Below are 25406 nucleotides of genomic sequence, written 5' to 3'. Positions count from 1 at the left end.
TCGCGGGGCAAGGCCGCTGCCACGCCATTTGCTGCGACGTGACAGCGGGCTTGCCCCGCGATGAGCCGGCTCAGACGTCGGAAACGGCCTTGCTGATGGCGTCGACCGTGGCGTCGATCTGCGCCTGGGTGCGCTCGAGGGTCCGGGCGTGCTCGTGCTGCAGTTCGATCTGCTTGGAGCACAGGTTCAGGGCCGCCAGCACCAGCAGCTTGTCACCGATCAGGGTCGGGTAGTTGCGCTTGGTCTCGGCCAGGGCGACGTTGAGCATGCGCACCGCCTGGGAGAGGGTCTCTTCCTGGCCTTCGGGCGCCTTGATCGAGTAGTCGTTGCCCAGGATCGACACGACATTGATCGGCTGCGCTTGCAGTCTCATGCGCCTACGACACCTGCACTGGCGCGATCGACCAGGGCCTGGATGCGCGCGGCGGTGGCGCCGTGCTTCTCTTCCTGTTCCATCAGGGACAACTGCAGGCTGTCGTTCTCTTCCTTGGACTGGGCCAGTTCCTGGCTGAGGCTGGCGTTCTGTTCGGTCAGCTGCGCGTTCTTGTGCATCAGGTCGCTGACCAGTTGCTCGAGTTGATTCAGGGAAGTTTCCAACATGCGTCTATCTCGGGTTGTTGCAAAGGGCGCACACGATAAGGAAAAAGCCGCGCCCCCGCCATTAAATATAGGATTCAAAAGGTTTTTACCTGGTCAGGTTGACAGGGGAACCCCCGCCTTGTTCCGACCTGGGTCAACCGCTGGTCAGGAAACTAGATAGCTGCCTCACAATTTCATCTTTCTGCCCTAAAGAGTCGCCGGGCGCGACCGATAGGCAGGCAGATCTGTTTTCGTCGCATGGACCGCGCCTCCTCTACTTGCCCTGGATACCGCCTCCATGTCCCTACGCAACATGAATATCGCCCCGCGCGCCTTGCTCGGGTTTTCCGTGATCGGCCTGCTGATGCTTGGCCTGGGCGTCTTCTCGCTGATCCAGATGGGTAACATCCGTCAGGCCGGCGTGATCATCGAAGAGGTCAGCGTGCCAAGCATCAAGACCCTCGACGAACTGACCGCGCTGAACCTGCGCCTGCGGACCCTCTCCTACCGCCTGCTGCTCAACCGCGAGCCGGCCACGCAACAGGAAACCCTGCGCCTGCTCGACGAGCGCAATGCGCAGATCGACAAGGCCCGCCGCATCTACGAGCCGCTGGTCAGCGCCGCCGACGAGAAAGCCGCGCTCAACCAGTACACCCAGTTGCTCAACCAGTACCGCCAGCTCGAGGCGCGCATGCGCAGCCTGAGCCAGGCCGGGCGCGTCGACGAGTTGCGCGACCTGCTCAACAGCGAGCTGCTGGACAACTCCGAGCAGATCAACAAGCTGATGGACACCCTGGTGCGCATCAACACCGAGCAGACCGCCGCCACCAACGATGCAGCCGCCAGCCAGTACCACCACGCCTTCGCCCTGGTGATCGGACTGCTGGTCGCGGCCACCGTGCTGACCCTGCTGTTCGCCTTCCTGCTTACCCGCAGCATCGTCAAGCCCATCGACGAGGCGCTCAAGGCCGCCGAGCAGATCGCCGAAGGCGACCTGACCCACAGCATCCATGCCGACGGCACCGACGAGGCCGCACGTCTGCTCAAGGCCATGGCCAAGATGCAGGACAAGCTGCGCGACACCCTGCAACTGATCGCCGGCTCCGCCACCCAGCTGGCCTCGGCCGCCGAAGAGCTGAACAGTGTCACCGACGAAAGCGCCCGTGGCCTGCAGCAGCAGAACAATGAGATCGAGCAGGCCGCCACCGCCGTCACCGAAATGACCAGCGCGGTCGAGGAAGTGGCACGCAACGCGGTCAGCACCTCGGAGGCATCCAGCGAAGCCAGCCGTTCGGCCGGCGATGGCCGCGACCTGGTGATGGAGACCGTCGGCGCCATCGAGCGCATGAGCGGCGACGTGCAGGCCACCGCCAAGCTGATCGCCCACCTGGCCGAGCAGTCCCGGGATATCGGCAAGGTGCTCGACGTGATCCGCGGCCTGGCCGACCAGACCAACCTGCTGGCGCTCAACGCCGCCATCGAGGCTGCTCGCGCCGGTGAAGCCGGCCGCGGCTTCGCCGTGGTCGCCGACGAAGTGCGGGCCCTGGCTCACCGCACCCAGCAGTCCACCAGCGAGATCGAACGGATGATCGGCAGCATCCAGGGCGGCACCGAACAGGCCGTGGACTCGATGCGCACCAGCACCGAGCGCGCCGAGTCGACCCTGAACATCGCCCGTGGCGCAGGCCTGGCGCTGGACACCATCGCCGGCGCGGTGGCGCAGATCAACGAACGCAACCTGGTGATCGCCAGTGCCGCCGAGGAGCAGGCCCAGGTGGCCCGCGAGGTGGACCGCAACCTGGTGAACATCAACGACCTGTCGGTGCAGAGCGCCACAGGCGCCCACCAGACCAGCGCGGCGAGTGCCGAACTGTCGCGGCTGGCGGTGGATCTGAATGGATTGGTGGCGCGGTTCCGTACCTGAACCCTTGTGCTGCAGGCTGGCAGCCAATGCCAGCCTGCAGCACAAGGGGCCGGTCAGTCGAACGTCATCTCCAATCGATTAGCACCCGCTAAAGACTCATACTCACTGCCCCGTATCTGCTCGCCCTTACTCCTCAACTGGTCCACGACCACCTTCGCACCCGTAACCTGGTAGGCAGTCGTGGCCAACATACCGACGACACTAGCCTCCGATGAGCGCATGCGCTGATAGATATCCCGCGTCGTTTCCCAGTAGTTCAAGCCAGTGCTCACCAGCGACGCGCTAGTGACAACATCGGTTGGTACCTCGAATAGCCCTGCCACTCCAGCGGCCTTGGAAACGCTGACCCAGAAGGCGATCGCAATCCCTGTCTGCTTCGACGCAGAGAGTGGTTTGTAATTGCCCGCCGACTGGGTGTACCGGTTCGAAACATCATTCAGCGTCTGGAGCACTGCGGTACTGATAGCCACGATGGGCGTCACTTCGCTCAGCACTGCTCCGAACGTCACACCAGCCTGGGGCTGGGACATGCCTGGCCGTCGAGATACAGGGGTTGGCGCTTTGCCGCTCGAGTCGGTCTGGTTTACCGGGTCACCGATACAGTAACCGTAAGCATTCAGACCTCCCGCCTCGAACGGGCTGAGCCTGTCAGCCGATTGGAAGCGCATGAGGGCCGGGTTGTAGACACGGTGGCCGTTGCCAAGGTGATAAAGATCCTTCCACCTATCACGCACCTGGCCGCAGAAGGCGACCTTCGGCCCGTCGTGTGAAGGAAGCGATCCATAGGGCGTGTAGCCACAGCTGGCAAAGCGGGTGCTACCGAGCGGCGTCTTCTGCTGATCACAGACAAGCAAGCAAGTGGTCAACATGACGGTGAACCTTACTGAAGTGTCATACCCGGCATGGTGCTAACAGCTCAACAGTAATGTAACTGCCAAAGTTACCAGGTAGGCGAGCTCAGCAGACAGCTCGCCAATATCTTCACGCCAGTACACGCCCAGCTGATTGCGCTGTCGCGCAAGACGCTAAAGTCGCAATCATCCTGCATGGCACCGGAGCGGACCTGCCCACGGCGCTCCTGACGGATCAATACTCGATCCGCACATCCCCCTTCGGCACACTGCAACATGACAGGATGTAGCCCTCGGCCTCATCCTCCTCGGTGATGCCGCCGTTGTGCTCCATCTCCACCTCGCCGCCGAGCTTGAGCACCTTGCAGGTACCGCAGATGCCCATGCCGCAGGCCTTGGGAATCATCAGCCCGACCTTGGCCGCCGCTGCATGCACGGTCTCGCCTGGGGCCACGCGAATGCTCTTGTCGCTGCCGACGAACTCCACCAGGTTGAGATCGGCCACGTCCACGTCCGGCGCATCGGCCGCCGCCTCCGCCTGCTCCACGGCGTCGGCCTTGGCCTCCGCCGGTGTCGCGCCGAACGATTCCTCGTGGTAATTGCGCATGTCGAAGCCGACCGCCTCGAGCATGCGCTTGACCGCGTTCATGTAGGGCGTCGGGCCACAGCAGAAGATCACCCGCTCCATATAGTCCGGCGCGATCAGCTCCATCAGCCGCTGGTTCAAATAGCCGCGATACCCCGCCCACGGCTCGCCCAGCCCGTGTTTCTCGCAGACGATGTGCAGGCTGAAGTTGGGAATGCGCGAGGCCATCTGCTCCAGCTCGCGGTGGAAGATGATGTCCTTCGGCGAGCGTGCGCTGTGGACGAACACCATGTCGACGTTGGCGTTGGTGTCGTAGAACCAGCGGGCCATGGACATCACCGGGGTGATGCCGACGCCGCCGGAGAGGTACAGCAGCTTTTGCGCCGGGAAGTCGATGGCGTTGAACAGCCCCACCGGCCCGTGTACCGGCAACTCTGCGCCTTCGTGCATGGTGTCGTGGAGGAAGTTCGACACCAGCCCGCCCGGCACCCGCTTGACCGTGATAGAGAAGCTGTAGGGCACCGACGGCGAGCTGGAGATGGTGTACGAACGCATCACAGGCTTGCCTTCGATCTCCAGCTCCAGGGTGACGAACTGCCCCGGCTTGAAGAAGAACATGATCGGCTGGTCGGCCATGAAGCAGAAGGTGCGCACGTCCCAGGTCTCCTGGATGACCTTGACGCAGCGCACGATGTGGCGGCCATTGGCCCAGGTCTGGGTGGTGACCGGATTGAGGAAGGTATCGGACATGTTCATCTCCAGCAGCCGACTGTCGGCCTTTCTTATGGCTCCGATAATGCGCATCCCGCCGCCGCCGTACATTCCCATCCGCGACATCGGCGTGCTTATCGCGACCAGCCCCGCGCTACAGGGGCTGGCGCGTCGGAATTCGATTCGGCCATGTCGCCCATGGGCATGGTCGTTTCAGTGCCCGAACGCACACTCCTCGGCACCACCCACTGCTGTTTCCTCTGGCAGACAGCCTTGCGGCACAACAACAACGATTAGCCACCTTTTGCCGGCCGCATGCGGCCCCGAGGACCACACGATGGACGTCACCGCAACCCTGAGCCTGGGCGATCCACTGGAACCTGCACGCAAGGCCACCGCCGAGATGCTGCAGACCCGCGAGCGCACCTACTCGCTGCCGCAGCCGTTCTACTGCGACGAGCGCCTGTTCCAGATCGACATGCAGGAGATCTTCCACAAGGAATGGCTGATCGCCGGCCTGGTTTGCGAGATCCCGGCCAAGGGCAACTACCTCACACTGCAGATCGGCAAGAACCCGATCATCGTTGTACGTGGCGCCGAAGGTAAGGTGCACGCCTTCCACAATGTCTGCCGCCACCGCGGTTCGCGCCTTTGCGTCAGCGAAAAGGGCAAGGTGGCCAAGCTGGTCTGCCCGTACCATCAGTGGACCTACGAGCTCGATGGCCGCTTGCTGTTCGCCGGCACCGAGATGGGCGTCGATTTCGACATGAACCAGTACGGCTTGAAGCCGGTGAACGTGAAGGTCGCCGGTGGCTACATCTTCATCAGCCTGGCCGAGAACCCTCCGGCCATCGACGAGTTCCTCGCCACCCTGGACCACTACATGGAACCGTACGACATGGAGAACACCAAGGTGGCGGTGCAGACCACCTTGATGGAAAAGGCCAACTGGAAGCTGGTGCTGGAGAACAACCGCGAGTGCTACCACTGCAACGGCTCGCACCCGGAATTGCTCAAGACCCTGCTGGAGTGGGACGACACCAACGACCCGCGCGCCAGCCAGGAATTCAAGGACCACGTCGCCACCTCGGCCGCCGCCTGGGAAGCCGAGAAGATTCCATACCTGCACAAGAGCCACGGCCTGCGTAACCGCATCGTGCGCATGCCGCTGCTCAAGGGCACCGTGTCGATGACCCTGGACGGCAAGGTGGCGTGCAAGAAGCTGATGGGCCGGATCAAGAACCCGGACCTGGGCTCGATGCGCATCCTGCACCTGCCACATTCGTGGAACCACTGCATGGGCGACCACATGATCGTGTTCACCGTGTGGCCGATCAGCGCGCAGGAGACCATGGTCACCACCAAGTGGCTGGTGCACAAGGATGCAGTGGAGGGGGTGGACTACAACCCCGAGGACATGCGCAAGGTGTGGGATGCAACCAATGACCAGGATCGGCGACTGGCGGAAGAGAACCAGCGGGGAATCAACTCCACGGCGTATCAGCCTGGTCCCTACTCGAAGACTTACGAATTTGGCGTTGTAAACTTCATTGACTGGTACAGTCAGCGAGTTCTGCACAACCTCGGGGCAGAGCCAGCAAGCTACCTGAAGGAAGTGCAGGCGCAATAAGCACTGTACAAGGCACACCGCCCGCTCGCCATGGCTGACGGTGTGCTATCAGCCCTATTCATGAGCCACTATCAGAACCACGGCAAAAAGCAAAGTTTTTACGATTAAAAATTTCAGTCATTTCTCGTTCTGACATTACTCATTTATTGACTGGAACCTCTCTCATTGTCACGTGACATTTGCTGCTCGCCAGGGCCCCACTGGAGTAATTTCTGGTTGACTTGTTCTTGATGTGCATGCGCCGCGTCTCCATCACTCCTGACAAAACGGCGAAGAAGATCGGTAACTGTCATGCCTAATAACAAGGTTTCTCCAACTCCAGCTAACGCTTGACCGGTCACATAGGCGATGACTAGACCGAAATCACTCGCACTGTCATCTACCCCAGCATAGGTTGGATCTATCTCTCTGAGCGACTTCGATAGTTTCACAGCACTCGCAACAAAAGAAATTGATTCCCCGGTGGCTTTAAGTGTATAGCCTGCCGCATCCATGACTACCTTGGTGCGATCTACTGAAGAATCAGAGGAAAGAGCTGAACCCATACTTTTTATCGACTTAATTCCATTATGGATCAACCCGACTCCAGACTTCGCAAGCCCAACGGTTGAAGCGACCACCCACATCTGCTTAGATAGCCCATCCGGATCAGTAAAGTTCATCGGATCATTATCGACATACGTGTATGGGTTTTCACCTCCACGTTCGAACGGGCTGAGGCGATCTGGCGAGTGGAAGCGCATGATTATTGGATTGTAAATGCGATAACCGTTCCCCAACATATACCAGCCAAAATTTTTCTCGCGCAACTGCCCAGCATATCCAACCGCCCTTGATAACCCAGGAAGATTAGCATGACCGTAAGGAGTGTATTGAATTGATCGTTGTACGCCGTCCACTCTCGAAGCCATCACGCTGGACTGTCGGTCTGACTGAAAAATCGATAATGAGTGGGGCATGGTAGGCTCCATAGACATGATTACTCGTGGTTCAGTCTTTGCCACTGAACTCCCACGATCTCGATTGTCACTACTGGGTTGAATTTAGAGAATCTTGAAAACTTAAGCGTTCGCAGTCACCAAATCAGTTGATGAACTATAGAAGCATTCAGAATGACCCAGCGCGCCAGGAGTAGGCTGGAGGGAGATCATCATCACCTCGCATCTCAATACCCCGAATGGCCTGATCATATCCCAGATCAATATCCAGAGCGTCAACCTGCGGAATAGCATCAACGCCATACAACAAGCTCCGCTTTGATTTTTCAATTTCCCTCTCAATCCTTGTAATTGCATCAGTGTATTTCGCCCTCTCAACTGTTAGCTGCGCAAGTTCAACAAGACGTTTTAAGCTTTTATCGGAGTGCGGCTCTCCTCTAGGTGAGCGTTGAGCGTTAATGAGTCTCTCGGTATCGTCTATTGCAGTGCTTAGCGCGGTCAAATGTCCTTCATACTTGCGTCTTTTTACACCTGGCTCATAGACTCTTTCTAAGTATATGCGCTCTCCGCTCGACAGATCCCCAGTCTTGCTTTTTTTACTCAAAGACAAACTGACAGACTTGCCAGAAGCCTTTTTTCTGTTTCGTCCAGACAGGTCCCGCCAATTGACTGGGTCACCTTCACAGTAGGTATAAGCATTGATGCCTCCCCGCCCGAACGGACTCAGATGATCTGGTGAGTGAAATCGCATCAGTACCGGATTGTAAGCCCTGTATCCATTGCCTAGCAGGTAATGGCCCCCTCGTAGCTCCAACAGCTGGCCAGTGAAACCGATTTTCGTGAAGCCGGTAGACAGAGGTCGGTAACCATAGGGCACGTACGCCACGGGCATGGGGCCGGATGCAGACCGAACAGCAACCGGGCTTTTGAGCAGATCCGTAATCAGCAGCTGTGTCGGCCCCATAAGCCAAACCCTCGATTCTTTGCGGTCCAGGTTAATAGACGAGCAAGGTATGGGTTCGATCCTGTCCTAGGCCCATGGAGCTGACAACTATCAAAAATACCAAGCGTCGATCGTGTCCGGGGAGCGGAGCGCACGCCACTGTCAAAATCATCCACGCCAGTCACCGCGCAGCCTGCAACCGCATATCTAACATTGTTGCAGCAGATGGCCGACGTTGAGTTAACTTTCAGCCACCCCGAATACGTTCAAGCGCAATAGTGGTTTTCTGCTGAACACGGGAAAGCCGTTGTTCAGCAGCTAACGCTCGAGCCTCCCAACTGGTTGCTTCGGCCTTGGCGATCTCCAGCTCCTGCCTTAAAATATTGGCCTCAGCACCACTCAGGGCCGAGTTCTGCCGATTGTAGGCCTGGGTCAACGGTCGTTGCTCACCAGGATCTTGGGCAGGTCCAATATCAATGACGATACCTTCAGGAATAGTGCCCATATTGGCACGCGGCTGGCTAAAATCAGAGGCTAAATTCATGCCTGAGTTAGCTATTGATATGCTGCCAGCTATCGTATTCGCCGTATTCATCACAGGATCTGAACCTAAAAAGAAAGCGCTGGTTGCGACCACTGAGGCAGTTGTTTCAGCGACTCCAGATACTGTTCGCAAAGGGTTGGTGGTTTCAGGATTGTAACGTGACCCAATAGCGGCGCTCACGTTTCCAATAGCGGGCGCAGAGGAACCCAGAAGATTGGCGGTGTGTGAAGAAATCGAATTCCACGCGCTAATAAGCGCCGAAAAAAATGACCTACCACTTCGATCATGGAAAGTGACAGGGTTCCCCTGACAATACGCGTAAGCGTTCCTGCCGCCAGCACCGAACGGGCTCAATCTATCCGGCGAAAGAAAGCGCATCAACACCGGGCTGTACGCTCTATACCCATTACCAAACAAATAAATATCTGGTTTCAGCTCGCGCAGTTGACCTGTGAAGCCAACTTTCGTGAAACCAGTAGGCGCACGGTGATCGCCATAGGGCGAGTACGCGGCAAACATCGGGCCAGACGTAACTCGAGAAGCAAACGGGCTCAGAAGCAAATCCGTCATCAGCAGTTGTGTCAATGCCATGGGATAACTCCTAAATTGTTTGAGGTCCAAGTTATCCGTGTAGTGGTCAACTCATCCCGGACACGGTTTTGAGTTTTTCTTCAGCTTTCGCTGGAGCCAGTCCATCGTTGAACTGATGAGGTCGAATCCAGTTGTAGTGGCTCATCAGGTATTGGCCAATGTCTCGTTGAGCTTGCTGCCCGGTCATGTAGCCCGTGGTCGGTATCCACTCTGATTTCAAGCTGCGAAATACTCGCTCCATCGGTGCATTATCCCAGCAGTTGCCTCGGCGGCTCATGCTCTGGCGAATGCGGTAGCGCCACAGTCTCTGGCGGAACTGGCGACTGCCATATTGCGATCCCTGATCGGAGTGGAACAGTAACCCTTGAGGCTTTCCACGTTGTTCGTAAGCGACATCCAGCGCTTTGACCACCAGGCCTCCATCCGGCTTTTCTGATAAGGCCCAGCCAACCACCCTGCGTGCATAAAGATCCAGGACAACTGCTAGATAGTGCCATTTGCCCTGTGCCCAGACGTAAGTGATGTCTCCACACCAGACCTGATTTGGCGCTTCGACATCAAACGCTCGGTTCAAGGTATTCGGAATATCTGGCCGTTCCACTGTGGCCTTTTTGTACGCATGTGATCCTGGCTGCTTGCTGATCAACGCCAGCTCACGCATCAGGCTGCGCACCTTGAACCGCCCGATTTGCTCACCCTCTTCTTGCATCATTGCCATGATGGTACGGCTGCCGGGCGCGCTTCGACCTCGCGTGAAAAACTCATTCACTCGACTGCGCAACCGCAGTCGCTCAACGTCCGGAGTTCGCCTTCTGTGACGATATGCGTAGTAACTTGAGCGAGTAACTTCGAATACTTCGCACAAACAATCAACGGGCTCATGATCGCTGAGCTGGCGGATCAGCGCGTACGCTCGAGATCTTCCGACATCAAGAGCGCGGTAGCCTTTTTTAGTATCGATTTCTCGCGTTCAAGGCGCGTGATCCGGGCTTCCAACTCTTGAATTTTTTGCTGCTCTGGCGTCAACGCTTTGCTGGCCGGCGTAACGCCGTCGCGCTCCTGCTGAAGCTGATGCACCCATCGGCGCAGTGCCGACTCGACCAAACCCAGCGAACGGGCCGCTTCGGCATGGCTGTAGCCTTGATCGAGCACCAGGCAGGCAGCCTCACGCTTGAAGGTCGGAGTGAAAGTACGTCGTTGTCTGCTCATCGAACACCTCTGTATGGCGATCATACTCGCCTAAAAAGGTGTCCGGGGTTAGTAGACCACTACACCGGCCAGCAGGATGTGGCTTCGATTGTGGCCCTGGCCGGAGGGGCTGACTACTGACAAAAATACTAGGCGTCACCTTGCTTTCACGCACTTATCCACAGCTTCCCTTCCCGCTTGATCAAAGCGCGCCCGCAACGGCCATCGTTTACACTGACCGCGGCTGATCAAATATCGAGCAGCTCCATGCACGCTAGGGATTGCGGCGCTTGCAGCGAAAATCCAACACCTTTTCCACAGGTGGGCGCACAGGAACTGTGAAAAACTCTGACCGAGGGGAAAAGGGGTTGTGCATATCTCGCCGGAACCCACCTTTTGCCAGTTCTGTTTGATGAGCCGAGCCTTTGATCGATTACTGAACAATCTATCTTGTCCCTTGATAAACGGGCCCTCCAGCGATAGCTAAACAGGTTATCCACAGCACGGCCAACAGAGATTGTGAGCAAACTGTCTTGAGCAGTTAAGGAGCCTCGTTATCCCCAGTGGGTAGACTTGATCAAATTTCGAACAAATCCGTGTAAGCCTTACCGAGTAAGGGCTACAGCGAAGCACGAACACTTTATCCACACATTGTCGAACAGATTTCGGGGATAACCGAAAGCCAGATTGCCGATATCACTGATCTGGGCCGGGAGCGGTCGTGGCTAGAGCCGTTGTGGACAAGATTCAAACCGCCGCGAAATGAAGTGAGGGCTGATTCATGTGGTGCCTGTGCTGGCCCTTTCGCGGGCTTGCCCGCGAATATCGGACCTGCGCTTGAGCCTCAAAATTTCAGCGCAGCACTCCCTCCTCCACCAGCAGCTTGAGAATGGCCTCGGCGCCGTCCTGCGCGGAAACATCCTTGAGCACCTTGCCGCCACCGCCGCTGGCCTTGGCCGTGGCGGCCTTCATGCGGTCGGCGCCGCTCTTGGCCTTGATCACCTTGAGCCGCTTGGGCCGTGGGCGGGCGGGTTGCAAGGCATCTTCGGCCAGCAGCGGATCTTCCACGACCTCTACATTGCGCGCCGCCAGCACGCCTCGACGCGCCGGGCCGAACGCGCTCTGCCGAGGCTGGGGTGCGGCGTTATCCACAGTCGCCAACAATGGCAGGCGTACCTTCAAGCGGCGGCGCTGGCCACGAGGCAGCGCCTGAAGTATCTGAGCAGCACCGTTGTCGATGGACTCCACTTCAGCCAGCCCGACCACCAGCGGCCAGCCCAGCTTCTCGGCCAGCAGGAACGGCAACATGCCCGAGCCCTCGCCGGTCTCGGCCTGGCTGCCGGTCAGCACCAACTGGGCGCCCGCCTCACGCAGGTAGTCGCCGAGCACGCCGAGCACATCGGCACCCACCGGCTGTTCCAGCACGTCCAGATGCTCCAGGCCCATGCCCAGGTAGGCACGTAGCGCCTCTTCACGCGGATCGCCAGCATGCACCACCTGCAAGTTATCCCCAGCCAGTTGCAAACCCAACTCGACGGCCCGGGCGTCCTGCTCGGCGCGACGGGCACGACCGGAGCTGGGGTGGGCGCCGATCGAGACCAGGCTGATGACTTTCGTACTCATGCTCACTGCCCCTATGCCGCGTCGCGCTGGCCGCCGCTGCGGAAGTTGTCCACAGCCTCGATCAGAGCCTTGAGAATCGCCGAACTGTCGCCAATCACCGACAGGTCGGCCCGTTTGATCATGTCGCAGCCCGGGTCCATGTTGATCGCCACCACCTTGTCGCAGGCACCGATGCCCTGCAGGTGCTGGATGGCACCGGAGATACCCACAGCCACATAGACCCGTGCGGTGACCCAGGTGCCGGTGGCGCCGACCTGGCGGTTGCGCGGCATGAAGCCATCGTCCACCGCCACCCGCGACGCGCCCTCGGTGGCACCCAAGGCAGCGGTGGCCCTGTGGTACAGGTCCCAATCCTTGACGCCGTTGCCGCCCGATACGATGAATTCGGCCTCGGCCATGGCGATGGTGGCCGGGTCCACGGCCACCGAGCCAAGATCTTCGATACGCGACAGGCTGCGCGCCACGCCTGTGGACAACTCCACCGGCAGCGCTTGGTGACGGGTCTCGCTGACCGGCTCGGCGCATTCGGCGGCGGCCAGGATCAAGCGTGGCACGCTGCGCTGGATATCCTGCTGGCCGGCACCGGCACGGCCGATGCACTGGCCATCCTTGACCTGCCATACCCGCGTCGCTGGGCGTTCGCCGAGCACGGCGGCCAGGCGACGACCCAGTTCACCACCACCGGTACGGCTATCGGGCAGCAGCCAGTGGCGTGGCGCGAACTGGTTATCCACAGCCCGCAAGCCCTGGACCAGTTGTTCCGGTGCATAACCTGCGAAGGCCTCGCCCTCGATAACCAGCAGCCGATCGACACCGGCTGTGGAAAAGTTGTTTTCCTTGTGTTCGCCAAACACGATTGCCAACACCGCTCCTTCACTGCCGGCAAGGCTGTGGGCAAGGCCCAGAAGGTCACGATCGTGGCTGCCCAGGCGGCCACCGACCATGTCCGGCACCACGGCGATGTAGAAGGCAGGCTCAACCACCTGATGCAGCGGCAACTGCACTTCGGCCGCCACGCTGCGTCGCCCGCCGACACCGGTGCCCTGCTGGGCGCCACTGCGGTCGATGCGCTTGAGGCCGCTGGGGCCGATGAAGCCGGCGGCGATCGCGTGCGGGTTTTTGCGGATGATGCCTTGAGGGCCCATCCAGCTGGTCTGTTGCGTCTGCATTGCCGCATGTAGCGGGTGCAGGCGGTTGCGGGCGATCCACTCGGCGCGTGGGTCGCGGCGGATGATGTCGCTCATCAGTGCACCTCCGCAGGTTCACGTTTGTCAGCCTGCGACTTGGCGGTTGCAGGGGTTTGGTCCTCGATCAGCACATCGGCAACCAGCTCGGCCAAGTCCTTGATCTGCGGGCGTGGTTCAACCACGCCTTCGAGCATCGCCGTGCACTGTGGGCAACCCACGGCCACCAGCTCGGCCTCGGTCTCGCGGATATCGTCCATGCGCATGTCGGGGATACGCTGCTTGCCAGGAATATCGGTGATCGGCGCACCGCCGCCGCCACCGCAGCAACGGGAACGGAAGCCCGAGCGCTGCATCTCTCGCACGTCGATCCCCAGCGCCCTGAGCACATCGCGCGGCGCTTCGTACTCGCCGTTGTAGCGGCCCAGGTAGCAAGGGTCGTGATAGGTGACACTGCCGCCCTTGTGCTGGCCGAGGTTGAGTTTGTTGGCTGCAATGAGCTCGGCGATATAGGTGCTGTGGTGCTGCACCTGGTAGTCGCCGCCAAGGGCACCGTATTCGTTCTTCAGCACATGGAAGCTGTGTGGGTCGCAAGTGACGATACGCTGAAACGGGTACTTGGCCAGGGTCTGGATATTGCGTTTGGCCAGTTGCTGGAAGGTCGCTTCATCGCCCAGGCGACGGGCCACGTCACCGCTGTCGCGCTCTTCCAGGCCAAGCACGGCGAAGTCCACGCCGGCGGCCTTGAGCACTTTGACGAAGGCGCGCAACGTGCGCTGGTTGCGCATGTCGAAAGCGCCATCGCCAACCCAGAACAGCACTTCGGTGCGCTTCACATCACTGAGCAGTTGCAGGTTGAGGTCGGCCGCCCAGTTCATCCGTCCGCCTGGGGCAAAACCGCCGGGGTTGTCGGTGGCGATCAGATTGTCCAGCACCTCGGCGCCCTTGTTCGGGGTGGCCCCCCTTTCCAGGGTGAGGTGGCGGCGCATGTCGACGATGGCATCGACATGCTCGATCATCATCGGACACTCCTCGACGCAGGCACGGCAGGTAGTGCACGACCACAAGGTCTCGGCATCGACCAGGCCATTGACGATCGGCTGGTGCGGCTGGCCGCCATGCTCGCCGATCGGCTTGCCGGGATATGGGCTGCCGGCGAACTGCGCGTCAGTGCCACCGGCCAGACCGATGACCATGTCCTGGATGAGCTTCTTCGGGTTCAGCGGCTGGCCAGCGGCAAACGCCGGGCACATGGCCTCGCACTTGCCGCACTGCACGCAGGCATCGAAGCCCAGCAACTGGTTCCAGGTGAAGTCCGCCGGTTTCTCCACCCCCAGCAGAGCGTTCGGGTCTTCCAGATCCAGCGGCTTGAGACCGGTGGAACGACCACCGCCGAAGCGCTCGGCGCGGCGGTGCCAGGCCAGGTGCAGGGCACCGGCGAAGGCATGCTTCATCGGTCCGCCCCAGGTCATGCCGAAGAACAGCTCGGACACGCCCCACAGCACGCCGATGCCCAGTAGCGCGACGAGCACCCAGCCGCCGGTACCTTCCGGCAGGATGCCGGCCACTGGCAGCGTGGCGATGAAGAAGCTCGCCGCGAACATCAGCAGGCTCTTTGGCAGACGCATCCACGGGCCCTTGGACAGGCGCGCAGGTGGGTTGAGCCGGCGTTTGAAGACAAAGATTGCGCCGCTGAACATGATCAGCGTGGCGACCAGCAGCGCGTAGCCGAGGATCTTGCTGTGCAGGCCGAAGCCATGCACCAGGATCGCCAGCAGCGCCGAGAGCACGAAGCCGCCAGCAGTAGCCACGTGGGTCTTGGACATGTACTTGTCGCGCTCGACCACATGGTGCAGGTCGACCAGGTAGCGCCGCGGCATGGCCAGCAGGCCGCCGAGCAGGTCGACCTGGCTCGGCCGCCCGCGCCGCCACATGCGCACCCGGCGCAGGGCACCGAGCAGCGCCAGGCCGAGGGCGGCGAACAGCAGGATGGGCAGAAGGGTGTTCAACATGGGAGGCTCCCACAAACAGCTAGAATCCTGCGCCGCTCTCAAGGGCGGCACCGACCCCTGCAGGAGCGGCCTTGTGTCGCGAAAGGGCTGCGTAGCAGCCCCAGGGGCTCAGCGGTGATGCACCGATCCCGGGGTCGCTTCGCGCCCCTTTCGCGACACAAGGCCGCTCCTACAGGGGGCCAATCCCGCCTCTAGAGAGGCGGTGCGATCAGAAGTCCTTGCACAGGCGCAAGGCGTCGTAGATCGCCGCGTGCACGTTGCGCTGGGCCACGCAGTCGCCGATGCGGTACAGCAGGTAGCCCTCGCCCGGCTGGCCGAGGATCGGCTGCGGCTTGATGGCGAACAGCGCCTCGACATCGGTCTGGCCCTTGTTGCGCGAGCCGTCCTTGAGCGCGTAGTACAACTGCTCGTCGGGACGCACGCCGTTCTCCACCACCACCTGGTCGACCACCCGCTCTTCCCTGGCGCCGGTGTACTCGTTCTCGAGCACCGCCACCAGCTTGTCACCCTCGCGATAGACCTTCTCCAGCATCATGTCGCCGGTCATGATCACTTCTTTCGGGTACAGGCTGCGGTAGTAGGTCGGGAAGGTGGTACCGCCCATGGCCACGCCTGGCTTGATGTCGTCGGTGACGATCTCCACCTGGCAACCCTTGTCGGCGAGAAAATCGGCGGTGGACATGCCGGTGAACTCGCAGATGGTGTCGTACACCAGCACGTTCTTGCCCGGTGCGACCTTGCCGTCGAGCACGTCCCAACTGCTCACCACCAGGCCTTCGGCGGCGCCCCAGTGCTCGTTCTGCTCGACGAACGGATGGCCGCCCACCGCCAGCACGATGATGTCCGGGCGCAAGTCCTGGATCGTCGCCACATCGGCCGCAGTGCCCAGGCGCAGATCGACCTTCAGGCGGGCGAACTCCAGCTGGTACCAGCGGGTGATACCGGCGATCTGGTCGCGCTGTGGCGCCTTGGCGGCGATGGTGATCTGCCCGCCGATCTGCTCCTTCTTCTCGAACACGGTGACATCGTGGCCACGCTCGGCGGCCACCCGTGCGGCCTCCATGCCCGCCGGGCCGGCACCGACCACCACCACCTTGCGTTTCGGCCCGCTGGATTTCTCGATGATATGCGGCACGCCCAGGTATTCACGGGAGGTCGCCGCGTTCTGGATGCACAACACGTCCAGGCCCTGGTACTGGCGGTCGATGCAGTAGTTGGCGCCGACGCACTGCTTGATCTGGTCGATCTGGCCCATCTTGATCTTGGCGATCAGGTGCGGATCGGCCATGTGCGCACGGGTCATGCCGACCATGTCCACGTAGCCGCCTTCGAGAATGCGCGTGGCCTGGTTCGGGTCCTTGATGTTCTGCGCATGCAGCACCGGGACCTTGACCACTTCCTTGATGCCGGCCGCCAGGTGCAGGAACGGCTCCGGCGGGTAGCTCATGTTGGGAATGACGTTGGCCAGGGTGTTGTGGGTGTCGCAGCCCGAGCCGACCACACCGATGAAGTCGAGCATGCCGGTGGCATCGTAGTAGGCGGCGATCTGCTTCATGTCCTCGTGGCTCAGGCCATCCGGGTGGAACTCGTCGCCGCAGATGCGCATGCCCACGCAGAAATCGTCACCAACTTCGGCACGCACGGCCTTCAGCACTTCCATGCCGAACTTCATGCGCCCCTCGAAGCTACCGCCCCACTCGTCGGTCCGCTTGTTGACCCGCGGACTCCAGAACTGGTCGATCATGTGCTGGTGCACGGCCGACAGCTCGACGCCGTCCAGCCCGCCCTCCTTGGCCCGGCGCGCCGCTTGCGCGTAGTTGCCGATCACCCGCCAGATCTCTTCCACCTCGATGGTCTTGCAGGTGGCACGGTGCACCGGTTCGCGGATGCCCGACGGCGACATCAGGGTCGGCCAGTTGAAACCGTCCCAACGCGAGCGACGGCCCATGTGGGTAATCTGGATCATGATCTTGGCGCCATGCTTGTGCATGGCGTCGGCGAGGTTCTGGAAATGCGGGATGATGCGGTCGGTCGACAGGTTGACCGACGACCACCACTCCTGCGGGCTGTCGATGGCCACCACCGAGGAACCGCCGCAGATCGCCAGGCCGATGCCGCCCTTGGCCTTCTCCTCGTAGTACTTCACGTAGCGCTCGGTGGTCATGCCGCCGTCGGTGGCGTAGACCTCGGCGTGCGCGGTGCTGAGCACACGGTTGCGGATGGTCAGCTTGCCGATCTGGATCGGCTGGAACATTGCTTCGAATGCCATGACGCAGTCTCCGGCTTACAACGGCTTGGTGACGAACAGGCCATCTTCGTGGCCTTCTTCCGACCCGCCATAGACCTGTTCGGCCACGGTGCGGATCGAGCTGCCGCGGGCAGCGAGAATCTGGTCCATGGCGCCGGCGAACCAGCCGGTGAACATGTAGTCGACCTTGCGCCCACACTTGCCATAGACGTACACGAACGCCGAGTGCTTGAGCTTGACGCTGCAGGTGCCCTTGTCGAGGTCGATGTCCTGGATCTGGAACAGGCCCCAGCCGCGCTGCGACAGGCGCTTCATGTAGTGTTCGAACACCGCCACGCCTTCCAGGCCGTGGCACTCGGCCTCTTTCTCGCACCAATGCCAGGCAGACTTGTAGCCGGCCTTGTAGAGGATCTCGGCATAGGCGTCGGCGCCCAGCACTTCCTCGATGCCGATGTGGTTGTTGACGAAGAAATGCCGTGGCACGTAGAGCATCGGCAGGGCGTCGCTGGTCCAGACACCGGTCTCGCTGTCGACTTCGATTGGCAATTGCGGGGCGATCTTGGCCATGGAAACTCAACTCCATAAAATTTGAATTGGTTCAAAAGCCGCGCTGGCTTTTGCTTTTATAAACAGCCGCAGTGAGTGCTGTTGGGGCCGCAGCGAGCGCGTCGGGCGCAAGGAAGGGCCGAGGCGAAAAGCGAGACAGTGCCAAGGCACGGTGAGCTTTTCGTGAGGGCCTGAGGCCACGACCGGCGTGCGCAGCAGGCCCCGGCAGTACTCACTCGCCCCACACGTCCTTGAGGACGTTCACCCAGTTCTCGCCCATGATCTTGCGCACCACGCGTTCGGAGTGGCCACGCTTGAGCAAGGTCTCGGTGAGGTTGGGAAACTCGCCGACGGTGCGGATGCCCAGCGGGTTGATGATCTTGCCGAAGTTGGTCAGGCGCCGGGCGTAACCCTTGTCGTGGGTCAGGTATTCGAAGAAGTCCTGGCCGTGGCCCTGGGTGAAGTCGGTACCGATACCGATGGCGTCTTCACCGACGATGTTCATGGTGTACTCGATGGCCTCGGCATAGTCGTCGATGGTCGAGTCGATGCCCTTGGCCAGGAACGGCGCGAACATGGTCACGCCGACGAAGCCGCCGTGATCGGCGATGAACTTCAGCTCGGCGTCGGACTTGTTGCGTGGGTGCTCTTTCAGGCCCGAAGGCAGGCAGTGGGAGTAGCAGACCGGCTTCTTCGACTCGAGGATGACTTCCTCGGAAGTCTTCGAGCCGACGTGGGACAGGTCGCACATGATGCCGACCCGGTTCATCTCGGCGACGATCTCGCGACCGAAGCCCGACAGGCCCCCGTCCCGCTCGTAGCAGCCGGTGCCCACCAGGTTCTGGGTGTTGTAGCACATCTGCACGATACCCACGCCCAACTGCTTGAACACGTCGACGTAGGCGATCTGGTCCTCGAACGCATGGGCGTTCTGGAAGCCGAAGAGGATGCCGGTCTTGCCCAGTTCCTTGGCCTTGCGGATGTCGGCGGTGGTGCGCACCGGCATCACCAGGTCGGCGTTGTCGCGGATCAGCTTCTGGCTGGCGGCGATATTGTCGACGGTGGCCTTGAACCCTTCCCACACCGACACTGTGCAATTGGCCGCGGTCAGCCCGCCCTTGCGCATGTCCTCGAACAGCTCGCGGTTCCATTTGGCAATGATCAGGCCGTCGATGACGATGCTGTCGGCGTGAAGTTCGGCTGGGCTCATCAGGCTGTCCCCTTTTATTGAAGTTTGCATGCGCCGAGCCTTGTGCCGGCGCTTTGGGGCCAGCATATGCCTGCCGCCCGCGGCGCCCCGATGCAAAAACGACAGGGGGTTTGCCGAAAGCGTCAATGGCTGTCGTCGCGCGCTCTGGCACGGCCCGCGTAGATGAGAGAGAGTCTCGACTGTCGCTCGTGTAGGGCTTGGATGAACTTTTTGTCAGGGAGCTATCGCCAACGCCGGGGCTGAGCGAGAATCCCAGCGATTCGTCAGCCCGATCAGGAGAACACGGATGAAATCAATGCCATGGCTGGTCCTGTTGGCCGTTGTTTCTGGCGCACAGGCCGCGGAGGAGGACAGTACGCCCTGCGACAACGTCGAGACCGATCAGCAAGGCTATGCCTGCGCCGCCTACAACAAGCAGACCGCCGAGCGGGAGCTGAAGGCGGCCTACGATGACCTGATCCAGCGCATCCGCGACCAGTACGCCGATGAAAACGACAAGGCCACGGCGCTGGCCGGCAAGATGGAAGCCGCCGAAAAGCTCTGGACCCAACTGCGCGACGCCGATTGCAAGGTCGAGACCTGGGCCGAGAAGCCCGGCAGCAAAGCCTTCGAAGCGGCCTGGAACACTTGCGTGGCGCAACGCAGCGATGAGCGTTCGGAGTATCTGCAGACGATCGGGCAGCAGTAGGCACCTGGACGTCCCAGTCGCAGGGCACGCCCACTCCCGCTCCAGCCTGCATGCATCATCGGCCTGGCGTGGGAGCGGGCTTGCCCCGCGATGACTGGTCAGCCCGCTAGCGAGCTCAGCTCGACCACATGGGTCTTGTCGAAGTACCCATCCATGCTCACCTCATCCACCAAAAGCCGCTGGGCCTGCCAGTCGAAGGTCAAGCGCAGATAGGTCCCGCTGTTCAGTGCCCCCGTCTTGAAGTTGGCCACACTGCCGAAGCCGTCATGGTGCTTGCCAAGGTTCCAGTGGGTATGACCGGTGAATACCGCCGCCACGCCATATTTCTCCAGCAACTGGGGGAAGGCCCAGTAGCGGATGTGCTTGTCCTGCCAATCCTCGGACATGTGCATGTTGACGATCACCGTCTCGCCCTTGGCCTTGGCCTCCTGCAATTGCCCCTCCAGCCAACCCAGCGAGCGGGTAATGATGAAATGGCGCTTGGGTTTGAATGACAAGCCGCCCCCCGTGCCCCACTACCGCTCGTAGGTCGGCTCATTGTTCAGCTGGATGATGCGCACCTGGCCCACCGTCACCGAGTAGGACAACGACCCCTCGTGCGTGTCGTTCACATACCGGTAGTCGAAGGCATTGACCTGCCCGGCTGCGAGCAACGAGGCAAAGGCCAAGGTGAAACACCAGGCTTTATGGACATGAGTTGCAGGAAACATCTTGGCAATCCTTGTTCGTTAAATGGATTACCTACGCTAGAGATGAATGTATCCGACAGTAATCAGGAAACAGGTCCTACGGATTGATTGTGCTCGCCTGACGGTCCTGACGCGGACAGCGCTCGAACCGCGCCCGGTAGCAGCGCGTGAAGTACGACGCCGACTCGAAACCACAGGCCACCGCGACCTCGAGCACGCTCATTTCAGTCTGGCGCAGCAACTGCCGGGCCTTGTCCAGCCGCAGGCGCAAGTAGAAGCCCGTGGGAGTGTCCTCCAGATGCAGCCGGAACAGCCGCTCGAGCTGGCGACGCGTCACCTGCACCGTGTCGGCCAGCACCTGGGTATTGAGCGGCAACTCGGTGTTGCGCTCCATTTCGCTGATCACCTTCACCAGCTTCTTGTTGCGCAACCCGTAGCGGCTGGCGATCTGCATGCGCTGGTGATCCTGACGCGGGCGGATGCGCCCCAGCACGAACTGCTCCGATACCTGTACCGCCAGCTCAGTGCCGTGGGCCTGGGCGATCAGGTCGAGCATCAGGTCGATCGAGGCAGTGCCGCCGGCACAGGTGATGCGCCGACGATCGATCTCGAACAGCTCCTGGGTCGCCTGCAGCCGCGGATAACGCTCCTTGAACGCCTCCAGGGCCTCCCAGTGCAAAGTGGCGCGATGACCATCGAGTAAACCGGCCTCGGCCAACACCATCGCTCCCGTATCGATGCCCCCGAGCATCACCCCGTCATGGTCGAGCCGACGCAACGCCTGCTGCAGCCCAGGTCCGTAGCAGGCCAGCGGCTCGAAACCGGCGACCAGCAATAGCAAACGCCCGCGCGCGCCCTCGCCAAGCGTGCCATCGGCGTTCACCGACATGCCGTTGCTGGCCTGTACCGCACCGCCATCCAGGCTCAGCACGCGCCAGCGATACAGGGCGCCGCGAAAGCGGTTGGCCACTCGCAAAGGCTCGACGGCACTGATGAAACCCATGGCCGAAAAGCCCGGCAGCAAGAGGAAATCAATGGTTTCCGGCATCACATGCTCCACGGTGAAGGTGGTCGCCTCCGTGCAAATGTTGGTCGCCAGGGTGCGATTTTCCACCCTGCTGCCAGCGTAGCGTGTTCACACGGCCCGCAGAGGCCGGACCCGATAACAATATGCACTGCCGATGGAGAGCCACCATGTATCGCTTTGTCCGCCGCAGCCTGTTGCCCCTCGTCCTCAGTTCCACCCTCGCCACCCCACTGTTCGCCGCCGAACCCGCCGTCTGCAAGGACGTGCGCCTGGGTGTGGTCAACTGGACCGACGTGATCGCCACCAGCGCCATGGCCCAGGTGCTGCTCGATGGCCTCGGCTACCAGACCAAGCAGACCAGCGCCTCGCAGCAGATCATCTTCGCCGGTATCCGCGACAAGCGCCTGGACCTGTTCCTGGGCTACTGGAACCCGATCATGACCCAGACCATCACCCCGTTCGTCCAGGCCGGCCAGGTCAAGGTGCTCGACAAACCCAGCCTCGAAGACGCCCGCGCCACCCTGGCGGTGCCGAAATACCTCGCCGACAAGGGCCTGAAGACGTTCGCCGACATCCACAAGTTCCAGAAAGAGCTGGGCGGCAAGATCTACGGCATCGAGCCAGGCTCCGGCGCCAATACCCAGATCAAGGCGATGATCGCCAGGAACCAGTTCGACCTCGGTCAGTTCCAGCTGGTCGAATCCAGCGAGGCCGGCATGCTCGCGGCGGTCGATCGCGCGGTACGGCGCAAGGAAGCGGTGGTGTTCTTCGGCTGGGCGCCGCATCCGATGAACGTGAACATCGACATGGTCTATCTGGGCGACAGCCAGGACGCCCTCGGCCCGGACGAAGGCCGCGCCACGGTGTGGACCGTGACGGCGCCAGACTATGCCCAGCGCTGCCCCAATGCCCATCGCCTGCTGACCAACCTCAGTTTCAGCGCCGAAGACGAGAGCCGCATGATGCAGCCGTTGCTCGACCACAAGGATGCGCTGGCGTCAGCACGCAAGTGGCTCGAGGACCACCCCCAGGACAAGGCACGCTGGCTCGAGGGCGTGACCACATTCGACGGCAAGCCGGCCGCGGAAAATCTCAAGCTCACCGCCAACTGACAGGTGCACCTGGCCGCACCTGCGCTGATCCGGCTACCCAGATATCACAAGGAATCCGCCATGAACCATGACGTCATCATCACCTGCGCGCTCACCGGCGCCGGCGACACCGTTGCCAAGAGCCACCTGGTCCCGGTCACCCCGAAACAGATCGCCGAGGCCGCCGTCGAAGCCGCCAAGGCCGGCGCCACCGTGGTCCACTGCCACGTCCGCGACCCACAGACCGGTCGCTTCAGCCGCGACGTGGCGTTGTACCGCGAAGTGATGGAGCGCATCCGCGAAGCCGACGTCGACATCATCGTCAACCTCACCGCCGGCATGGGCGGCGACCTGGAGATCGGCCCCGGCGAAACGCCGCTGGAATTCGGCGCCGGCACCGACTTGATCGGCCCGCTGGAGCGCCTGGCCCATGTCGAGGCCTTGCTGCCGGAAATCTGCACCCTGGACTGCGGCACCCTCAACTTCGGCGACGGCAACGCCATCTACGTTTCCACCCCGGCGCAACTGCGTGCCGGCGCCAAGCGCATCACCGAGCTGGGCGTGAAAGCGGAACTGGAAATCTTCGATACCGGCCACCTGTGGTTCGCCAAGCAGATGATCAAGGAGGGCCTGCTCGACGACCCGCTGTTCCAGCTGTGCCTGGGCATCCCGTGGGGTGCGCCGGCAGACACCACCACCATGAAGGCCATGGTCGACAACCTGCCCGCCAACGTCACCTGGGCCGGCTTCGGCATCGGCCGCATGCAGATGCCCATGGCCGCCCAGGCGGTGCTGCTCGGCGGCAACGTGCGGGTCGGGCTGGAGGACAACCTGTACCTCGACCGTGGCGTGCTGGCCAGCAATGGCCAACTGGTCGAACGCGCAGCGCAAATCATCACCCGCATGGGCGCCCGCGTGCTCAGCCCGGCCGAGGGCCGGGAAAAGATGAACCTCAAGCGCCGCTAAGCCTTAGGCAGCAGGGACGCTGTAGGAGCGGGCCTGGCCAGGAAGCACGGTCCGCCCCACCAGCTCCCCGAAACATTATCGAGTAACGTTCCACAGGAGCCAGACATGCCTTTGATCACCGACATCAAGACCTTCGCCGCCCTGGGTAGCGGCGTGATCGGCAGCGGCTGGGTCGCCCGCGCCCTGGCCCATGGCCTGGACGTGGTCGCCTGGGACCCCGCCCCCGGCGCCGAGGCTGCGTTGCGCAAGCGCATCGCCAATGCCTGGCCGGCCCTGGAAAAACAAGGACTGTCTCGCGGCGCTTCGCAGGAGCGGCTGAAGTTCGTGAACACCATCGAGGCGTGCGTGCGCGACGCCGACTTCATCCAGGAAAGCGCCCCCGAACGCCTGGACCTGAAGCTCGAGCTGCACGGCAAGATCAGCGCCGCGGCCAAGCCGAACGCGATCATCGCCTCCAGCACCTCGGGCCTGCTGCCCAGCGAGTTCTACGAATCATCCAGCCATCCTCAACGCTGCGTTGTCGGCCACCCGTTCAACCCGGTGTACCTGCTGCCACTGGTGGAGATCGTCGGTGGCCGCAACACCAGCCCGGAGGCCATCGAAGCGGCCAAGGCCATCTATACCGCCCTGGGCATGCGCCCGCTGCACGTACGCAAGGAAGTCCCTGGCTTCATCGCCGACCGCCTGCTCGAGGCGTTGTGGCGCGAAGCCCTGCACCTGGTCAACGACGGCGTCGCCAGTACCGGCGAAATCGACGACGCGATCCGCTTCGGCGCCGGCCTGCGCTGGTCGTTCATGGGCACCTTCCTCACCTACACCCTCGCCGGTGGCGATGCCGGCATGCGCCACTTCATGAGCCAGTTCGGCCCGGCGCTGAAACTGCCCTGGACCTACCTGCCCGCGCCCGAGCTGACCGACAGGCTGATCGACGACGTCGTGGCAGGTACCGCCGAGCAACTGGGCGAGCGCAGCATCGCCACGCTGGAGCGCTATCGTGACGACACGCTGCTGGCTGTTCTGGAGGCAGTGAAGAACAGCAAGGCCAGCCACGGCATGGCCTTCAGCGACTAGGAGAAACGACGATGCCCGCACTGATTACCTACCGCACCGCGGTACTGCCGGACTGGGTCGACTACAACGGCCACCTGCGCGATGCCTATTACCTGCTGATCTTCAGCTACGCCACCGATGCACTGATGGAGCGCATCGGCCTGGATGTCGCTGCCCGTGGGCAGAGCGGACATTCGCTGTTCACCTTGGAGGCGCATATAAACTACCTGCACGAGGTGAAGCGGGATACCGACGTGTGGGTGGAGACATACATCATCGGCTTCGATAAGAAACGCCTGCACCTGTACCACAGCTTGCACAGAAGAGACTTTAGCGAAGCCCTCGCCGCTAGCGAGCAGATGCTGTTGCATGTGGATATGGCAGGGCCGAAGGCTGCTTCATTTGGGGAAAACACCATCGAACGATTGGAGACCCTGGTCAGTGCGCAAGAGAGCCAACCCTATCCAGCTTACATTGGTCGGACCATAAGCATCCCTTAAGCACAAAATGTGATCCGAGTGAGGAGGGCATCCGAGCCTCCAAATACCTCCTCACTCCTGTTGGCGCGCAGAGCCAAGTATTTAAAA

24 protein-coding genes are annotated in these 25406 nt (G+C 61.4%); 7 read left to right on the top strand and 17 right to left on the bottom strand.

Annotated features, from left to right (window positions below; translation table 11 throughout):
* Window positions 1–70: 70 nt before the first annotated feature.
* Together F3J43_RS10095 and F3J43_RS10090 are read right to left on the bottom strand one after the other, a co-directional pair.
* Window positions 71–373 (bottom strand): cell division protein ZapA, encoded by a 303-nt coding sequence (locus F3J43_RS10095; RefSeq protein ID WP_166885347.1) that lies wholly within the window; start codon window positions 371–373, stop codon window positions 71–73.
* Window positions 370–600: a hypothetical protein gene (locus tag F3J43_RS10090; protein ID WP_166885345.1), complete on the bottom strand. Its 231-nt coding sequence runs from the start codon at window positions 598–600 to the stop codon at window positions 370–372. The genes F3J43_RS10095 and F3J43_RS10090 overlap by 4 nt, the downstream gene beginning before the upstream one ends.
* Window positions 601–877: 277 nt before the next feature.
* Here F3J43_RS10090 and F3J43_RS10085 point away from each other — a divergent pair, with 277 nt between their 5' ends.
* The gene (locus F3J43_RS10085) at window positions 878–2503 is read left to right on the top strand and encodes a methyl-accepting chemotaxis protein (RefSeq protein ID WP_166885343.1); all 1626 of its coding nucleotides are present in this window, start codon (window positions 878–880) and stop codon (window positions 2501–2503) included.
* Window positions 2504–2556: 53 nt separating this feature from the next.
* Here the strand turns inward: F3J43_RS10085 and F3J43_RS10080 are convergent, their stop codons facing one another.
* Both F3J43_RS10080 and gbcB read right to left on the bottom strand, forming a co-directional pair.
* Complete coding sequence (locus tag F3J43_RS10080; RefSeq protein WP_166885341.1) at window positions 2557–3372, bottom strand: RHS repeat-associated core domain-containing protein; 816 nt, start codon at window positions 3370–3372, stop codon at window positions 2557–2559.
* Between the two features lie 217 nt (window positions 3373–3589).
* Complete coding sequence (gene gbcB / locus F3J43_RS10075; protein WP_166885339.1) at window positions 3590–4690, bottom strand: glycine betaine monooxygenase reductase subunit; 1101 nt, start codon at window positions 4688–4690, stop codon at window positions 3590–3592.
* 298 nt (window positions 4691–4988) lie between these two features.
* Between gbcB and gbca the strand changes: the two genes are divergently transcribed.
* Window positions 4989–6281 carry a glycine betaine monooxygenase oxygenase subunit gene (gbca, locus tag F3J43_RS10070; RefSeq protein ID WP_166885336.1) on the top strand — a complete coding sequence of 431 codons (1293 nt, stop codon included), beginning with the start codon at window positions 4989–4991 and terminating at the stop codon, window positions 6279–6281.
* A 143-nt stretch (window positions 6282–6424) separates the two neighbouring features.
* Here the strand turns inward: gbca and F3J43_RS10065 are convergent, their stop codons facing one another.
* The 10 genes from F3J43_RS10065 to F3J43_RS10020 form a co-directional block, all read right to left on the bottom strand.
* The gene (locus F3J43_RS10065; protein ID WP_286184438.1) at window positions 6425–7240 is read right to left on the bottom strand and encodes an RHS repeat-associated core domain-containing protein; all 816 of its coding nucleotides are present in this window, start codon (window positions 7238–7240) and stop codon (window positions 6425–6427) included.
* 148 nt (window positions 7241–7388) lie between these two features.
* The gene (locus F3J43_RS10060) at window positions 7389–8183 is read right to left on the bottom strand and encodes an RHS repeat-associated core domain-containing protein (RefSeq protein WP_166885332.1); all 795 of its coding nucleotides are present in this window, start codon (window positions 8181–8183) and stop codon (window positions 7389–7391) included.
* A gap of 226 nt (window positions 8184–8409) precedes the next feature.
* Complete coding sequence (locus F3J43_RS10055) at window positions 8410–9297, bottom strand: RHS repeat-associated core domain-containing protein (protein ID WP_166885329.1); 888 nt, start codon at window positions 9295–9297, stop codon at window positions 8410–8412.
* A 46-nt stretch (window positions 9298–9343) separates the two neighbouring features.
* A protein-coding gene (locus F3J43_RS10050) for an IS3 family transposase (protein WP_166885327.1) occupies window positions 9344–10506 on the bottom strand; the annotation gives its coding sequence in 2 pieces (ribosomal slippage) (window positions 9344–10251 and window positions 10251–10506; 1164 coding nt in all).
* A gap of 831 nt (window positions 10507–11337) precedes the next feature.
* Window positions 11338–12108 carry an electron transfer flavoprotein subunit beta gene (gene etfB, locus F3J43_RS10045; protein ID WP_166885325.1) on the bottom strand — a complete coding sequence of 257 codons (771 nt, stop codon included), beginning with the start codon at window positions 12106–12108 and terminating at the stop codon, window positions 11338–11340.
* An 11-nt stretch (window positions 12109–12119) separates the two neighbouring features.
* The gene (gene etfA, locus F3J43_RS10040; protein ID WP_166885323.1) at window positions 12120–13352 is read right to left on the bottom strand and encodes an electron transfer flavoprotein subunit alpha; all 1233 of its coding nucleotides are present in this window, start codon (window positions 13350–13352) and stop codon (window positions 12120–12122) included.
* Window positions 13352–15304: a dimethylglycine demethylation protein DgcB gene (dgcB, locus tag F3J43_RS10035; protein ID WP_166885321.1), complete on the bottom strand. Its 1953-nt coding sequence runs from the start codon at window positions 15302–15304 to the stop codon at window positions 13352–13354. Before dgcB ends, etfA begins: the two co-directional genes overlap by 1 nt.
* A 208-nt stretch (window positions 15305–15512) precedes the next feature.
* Window positions 15513–17573: a dimethylglycine demethylation protein DgcA gene (gene dgcA / locus F3J43_RS10030; RefSeq protein WP_166885319.1), complete on the bottom strand. Its 2061-nt coding sequence runs from the start codon at window positions 17571–17573 to the stop codon at window positions 15513–15515.
* A gap of 15 nt (window positions 17574–17588) precedes the next feature.
* A complete protein-coding gene (locus F3J43_RS10025; protein WP_166885318.1) occupies window positions 17589–18119 on the bottom strand; it encodes a DUF5943 domain-containing protein in 531 nt (176 codons plus the stop codon).
* A 211-nt stretch (window positions 18120–18330) separates the two neighbouring features.
* Window positions 18331–19308, bottom strand: a complete 978-nt coding sequence (locus tag F3J43_RS10020; protein ID WP_166885317.1) for a dipeptidase — start codon at window positions 19306–19308, stop codon at window positions 18331–18333.
* 286 nt (window positions 19309–19594) lie between these two features.
* On the opposite strand from F3J43_RS10020, the gene F3J43_RS10015 reads away from it, so the two are divergent.
* A complete protein-coding gene (locus F3J43_RS10015) occupies window positions 19595–19996 on the top strand; it encodes a lysozyme inhibitor LprI family protein (protein ID WP_166885316.1) in 402 nt (133 codons plus the stop codon).
* Window positions 19997–20094: 98 nt separating this feature from the next.
* On the opposite strand, the gene F3J43_RS10010 is transcribed toward F3J43_RS10015, so the two are convergent.
* The 3 genes from F3J43_RS10010 to F3J43_RS10000 all read right to left on the bottom strand — a co-directional run bounded on the left by F3J43_RS10010 (window position 20095) and on the right by F3J43_RS10000 (window position 21799).
* Window positions 20095–20493, bottom strand: a complete 399-nt coding sequence (locus tag F3J43_RS10010) for a metallophosphoesterase family protein (RefSeq protein ID WP_166885315.1) — start codon at window positions 20491–20493, stop codon at window positions 20095–20097.
* Between the two features lie 18 nt (window positions 20494–20511).
* The gene (locus F3J43_RS10005; RefSeq protein ID WP_166885314.1) at window positions 20512–20706 is read right to left on the bottom strand and encodes a hypothetical protein; all 195 of its coding nucleotides are present in this window, start codon (window positions 20704–20706) and stop codon (window positions 20512–20514) included.
* A 76-nt stretch (window positions 20707–20782) separates the two neighbouring features.
* Window positions 20783–21799, bottom strand: coding sequence for a GlxA family transcriptional regulator (locus F3J43_RS10000; RefSeq protein ID WP_205297764.1), 1017 nt, complete (start codon window positions 21797–21799; stop codon window positions 20783–20785).
* An 80-nt stretch (window positions 21800–21879) separates the two neighbouring features.
* Here F3J43_RS10000 and choX point away from each other — a divergent pair, with 80 nt between their 5' ends.
* The 4 genes from choX (at window position 21880) to F3J43_RS09980 (ending at window position 25319) form a co-directional block, all read left to right on the top strand.
* The gene (gene choX, locus F3J43_RS09995) at window positions 21880–22824 is read left to right on the top strand and encodes a choline ABC transporter substrate-binding protein (RefSeq protein WP_166885313.1); all 945 of its coding nucleotides are present in this window, start codon (window positions 21880–21882) and stop codon (window positions 22822–22824) included.
* A gap of 60 nt (window positions 22825–22884) precedes the next feature.
* On the top strand, window positions 22885–23769 hold the full coding sequence (cdhC, locus tag F3J43_RS09990) for a 3-dehydrocarnitine:acetyl-CoA trimethylamine transferase CdhC (RefSeq protein WP_166885311.1): 885 nt from the start codon (window positions 22885–22887) through the stop codon (window positions 23767–23769).
* Window positions 23770–23874: 105 nt separating this feature from the next.
* A complete protein-coding gene (locus tag F3J43_RS09985) occupies window positions 23875–24840 on the top strand; it encodes an L-carnitine dehydrogenase (protein ID WP_166885308.1) in 966 nt (321 codons plus the stop codon).
* An 11-nt stretch (window positions 24841–24851) separates the two neighbouring features.
* Window positions 24852–25319, top strand: a complete 468-nt coding sequence (locus tag F3J43_RS09980; RefSeq protein WP_166885306.1) for a thioesterase family protein — start codon at window positions 24852–24854, stop codon at window positions 25317–25319.
* The last annotated feature ends 87 nt before the right edge of the window (window positions 25320–25406 follow it).

This window comes from Pantoea sp. Cy-639 (genome assembly GCF_011752525.1).
Lineage (GTDB): Bacteria > Pseudomonadota > Gammaproteobacteria > Pseudomonadales > Pseudomonadaceae > Aquipseudomonas.
Note: the sequence above shows the minus strand (reverse complement) of the source record. Positions and strands in the feature narration are given on the sequence as shown.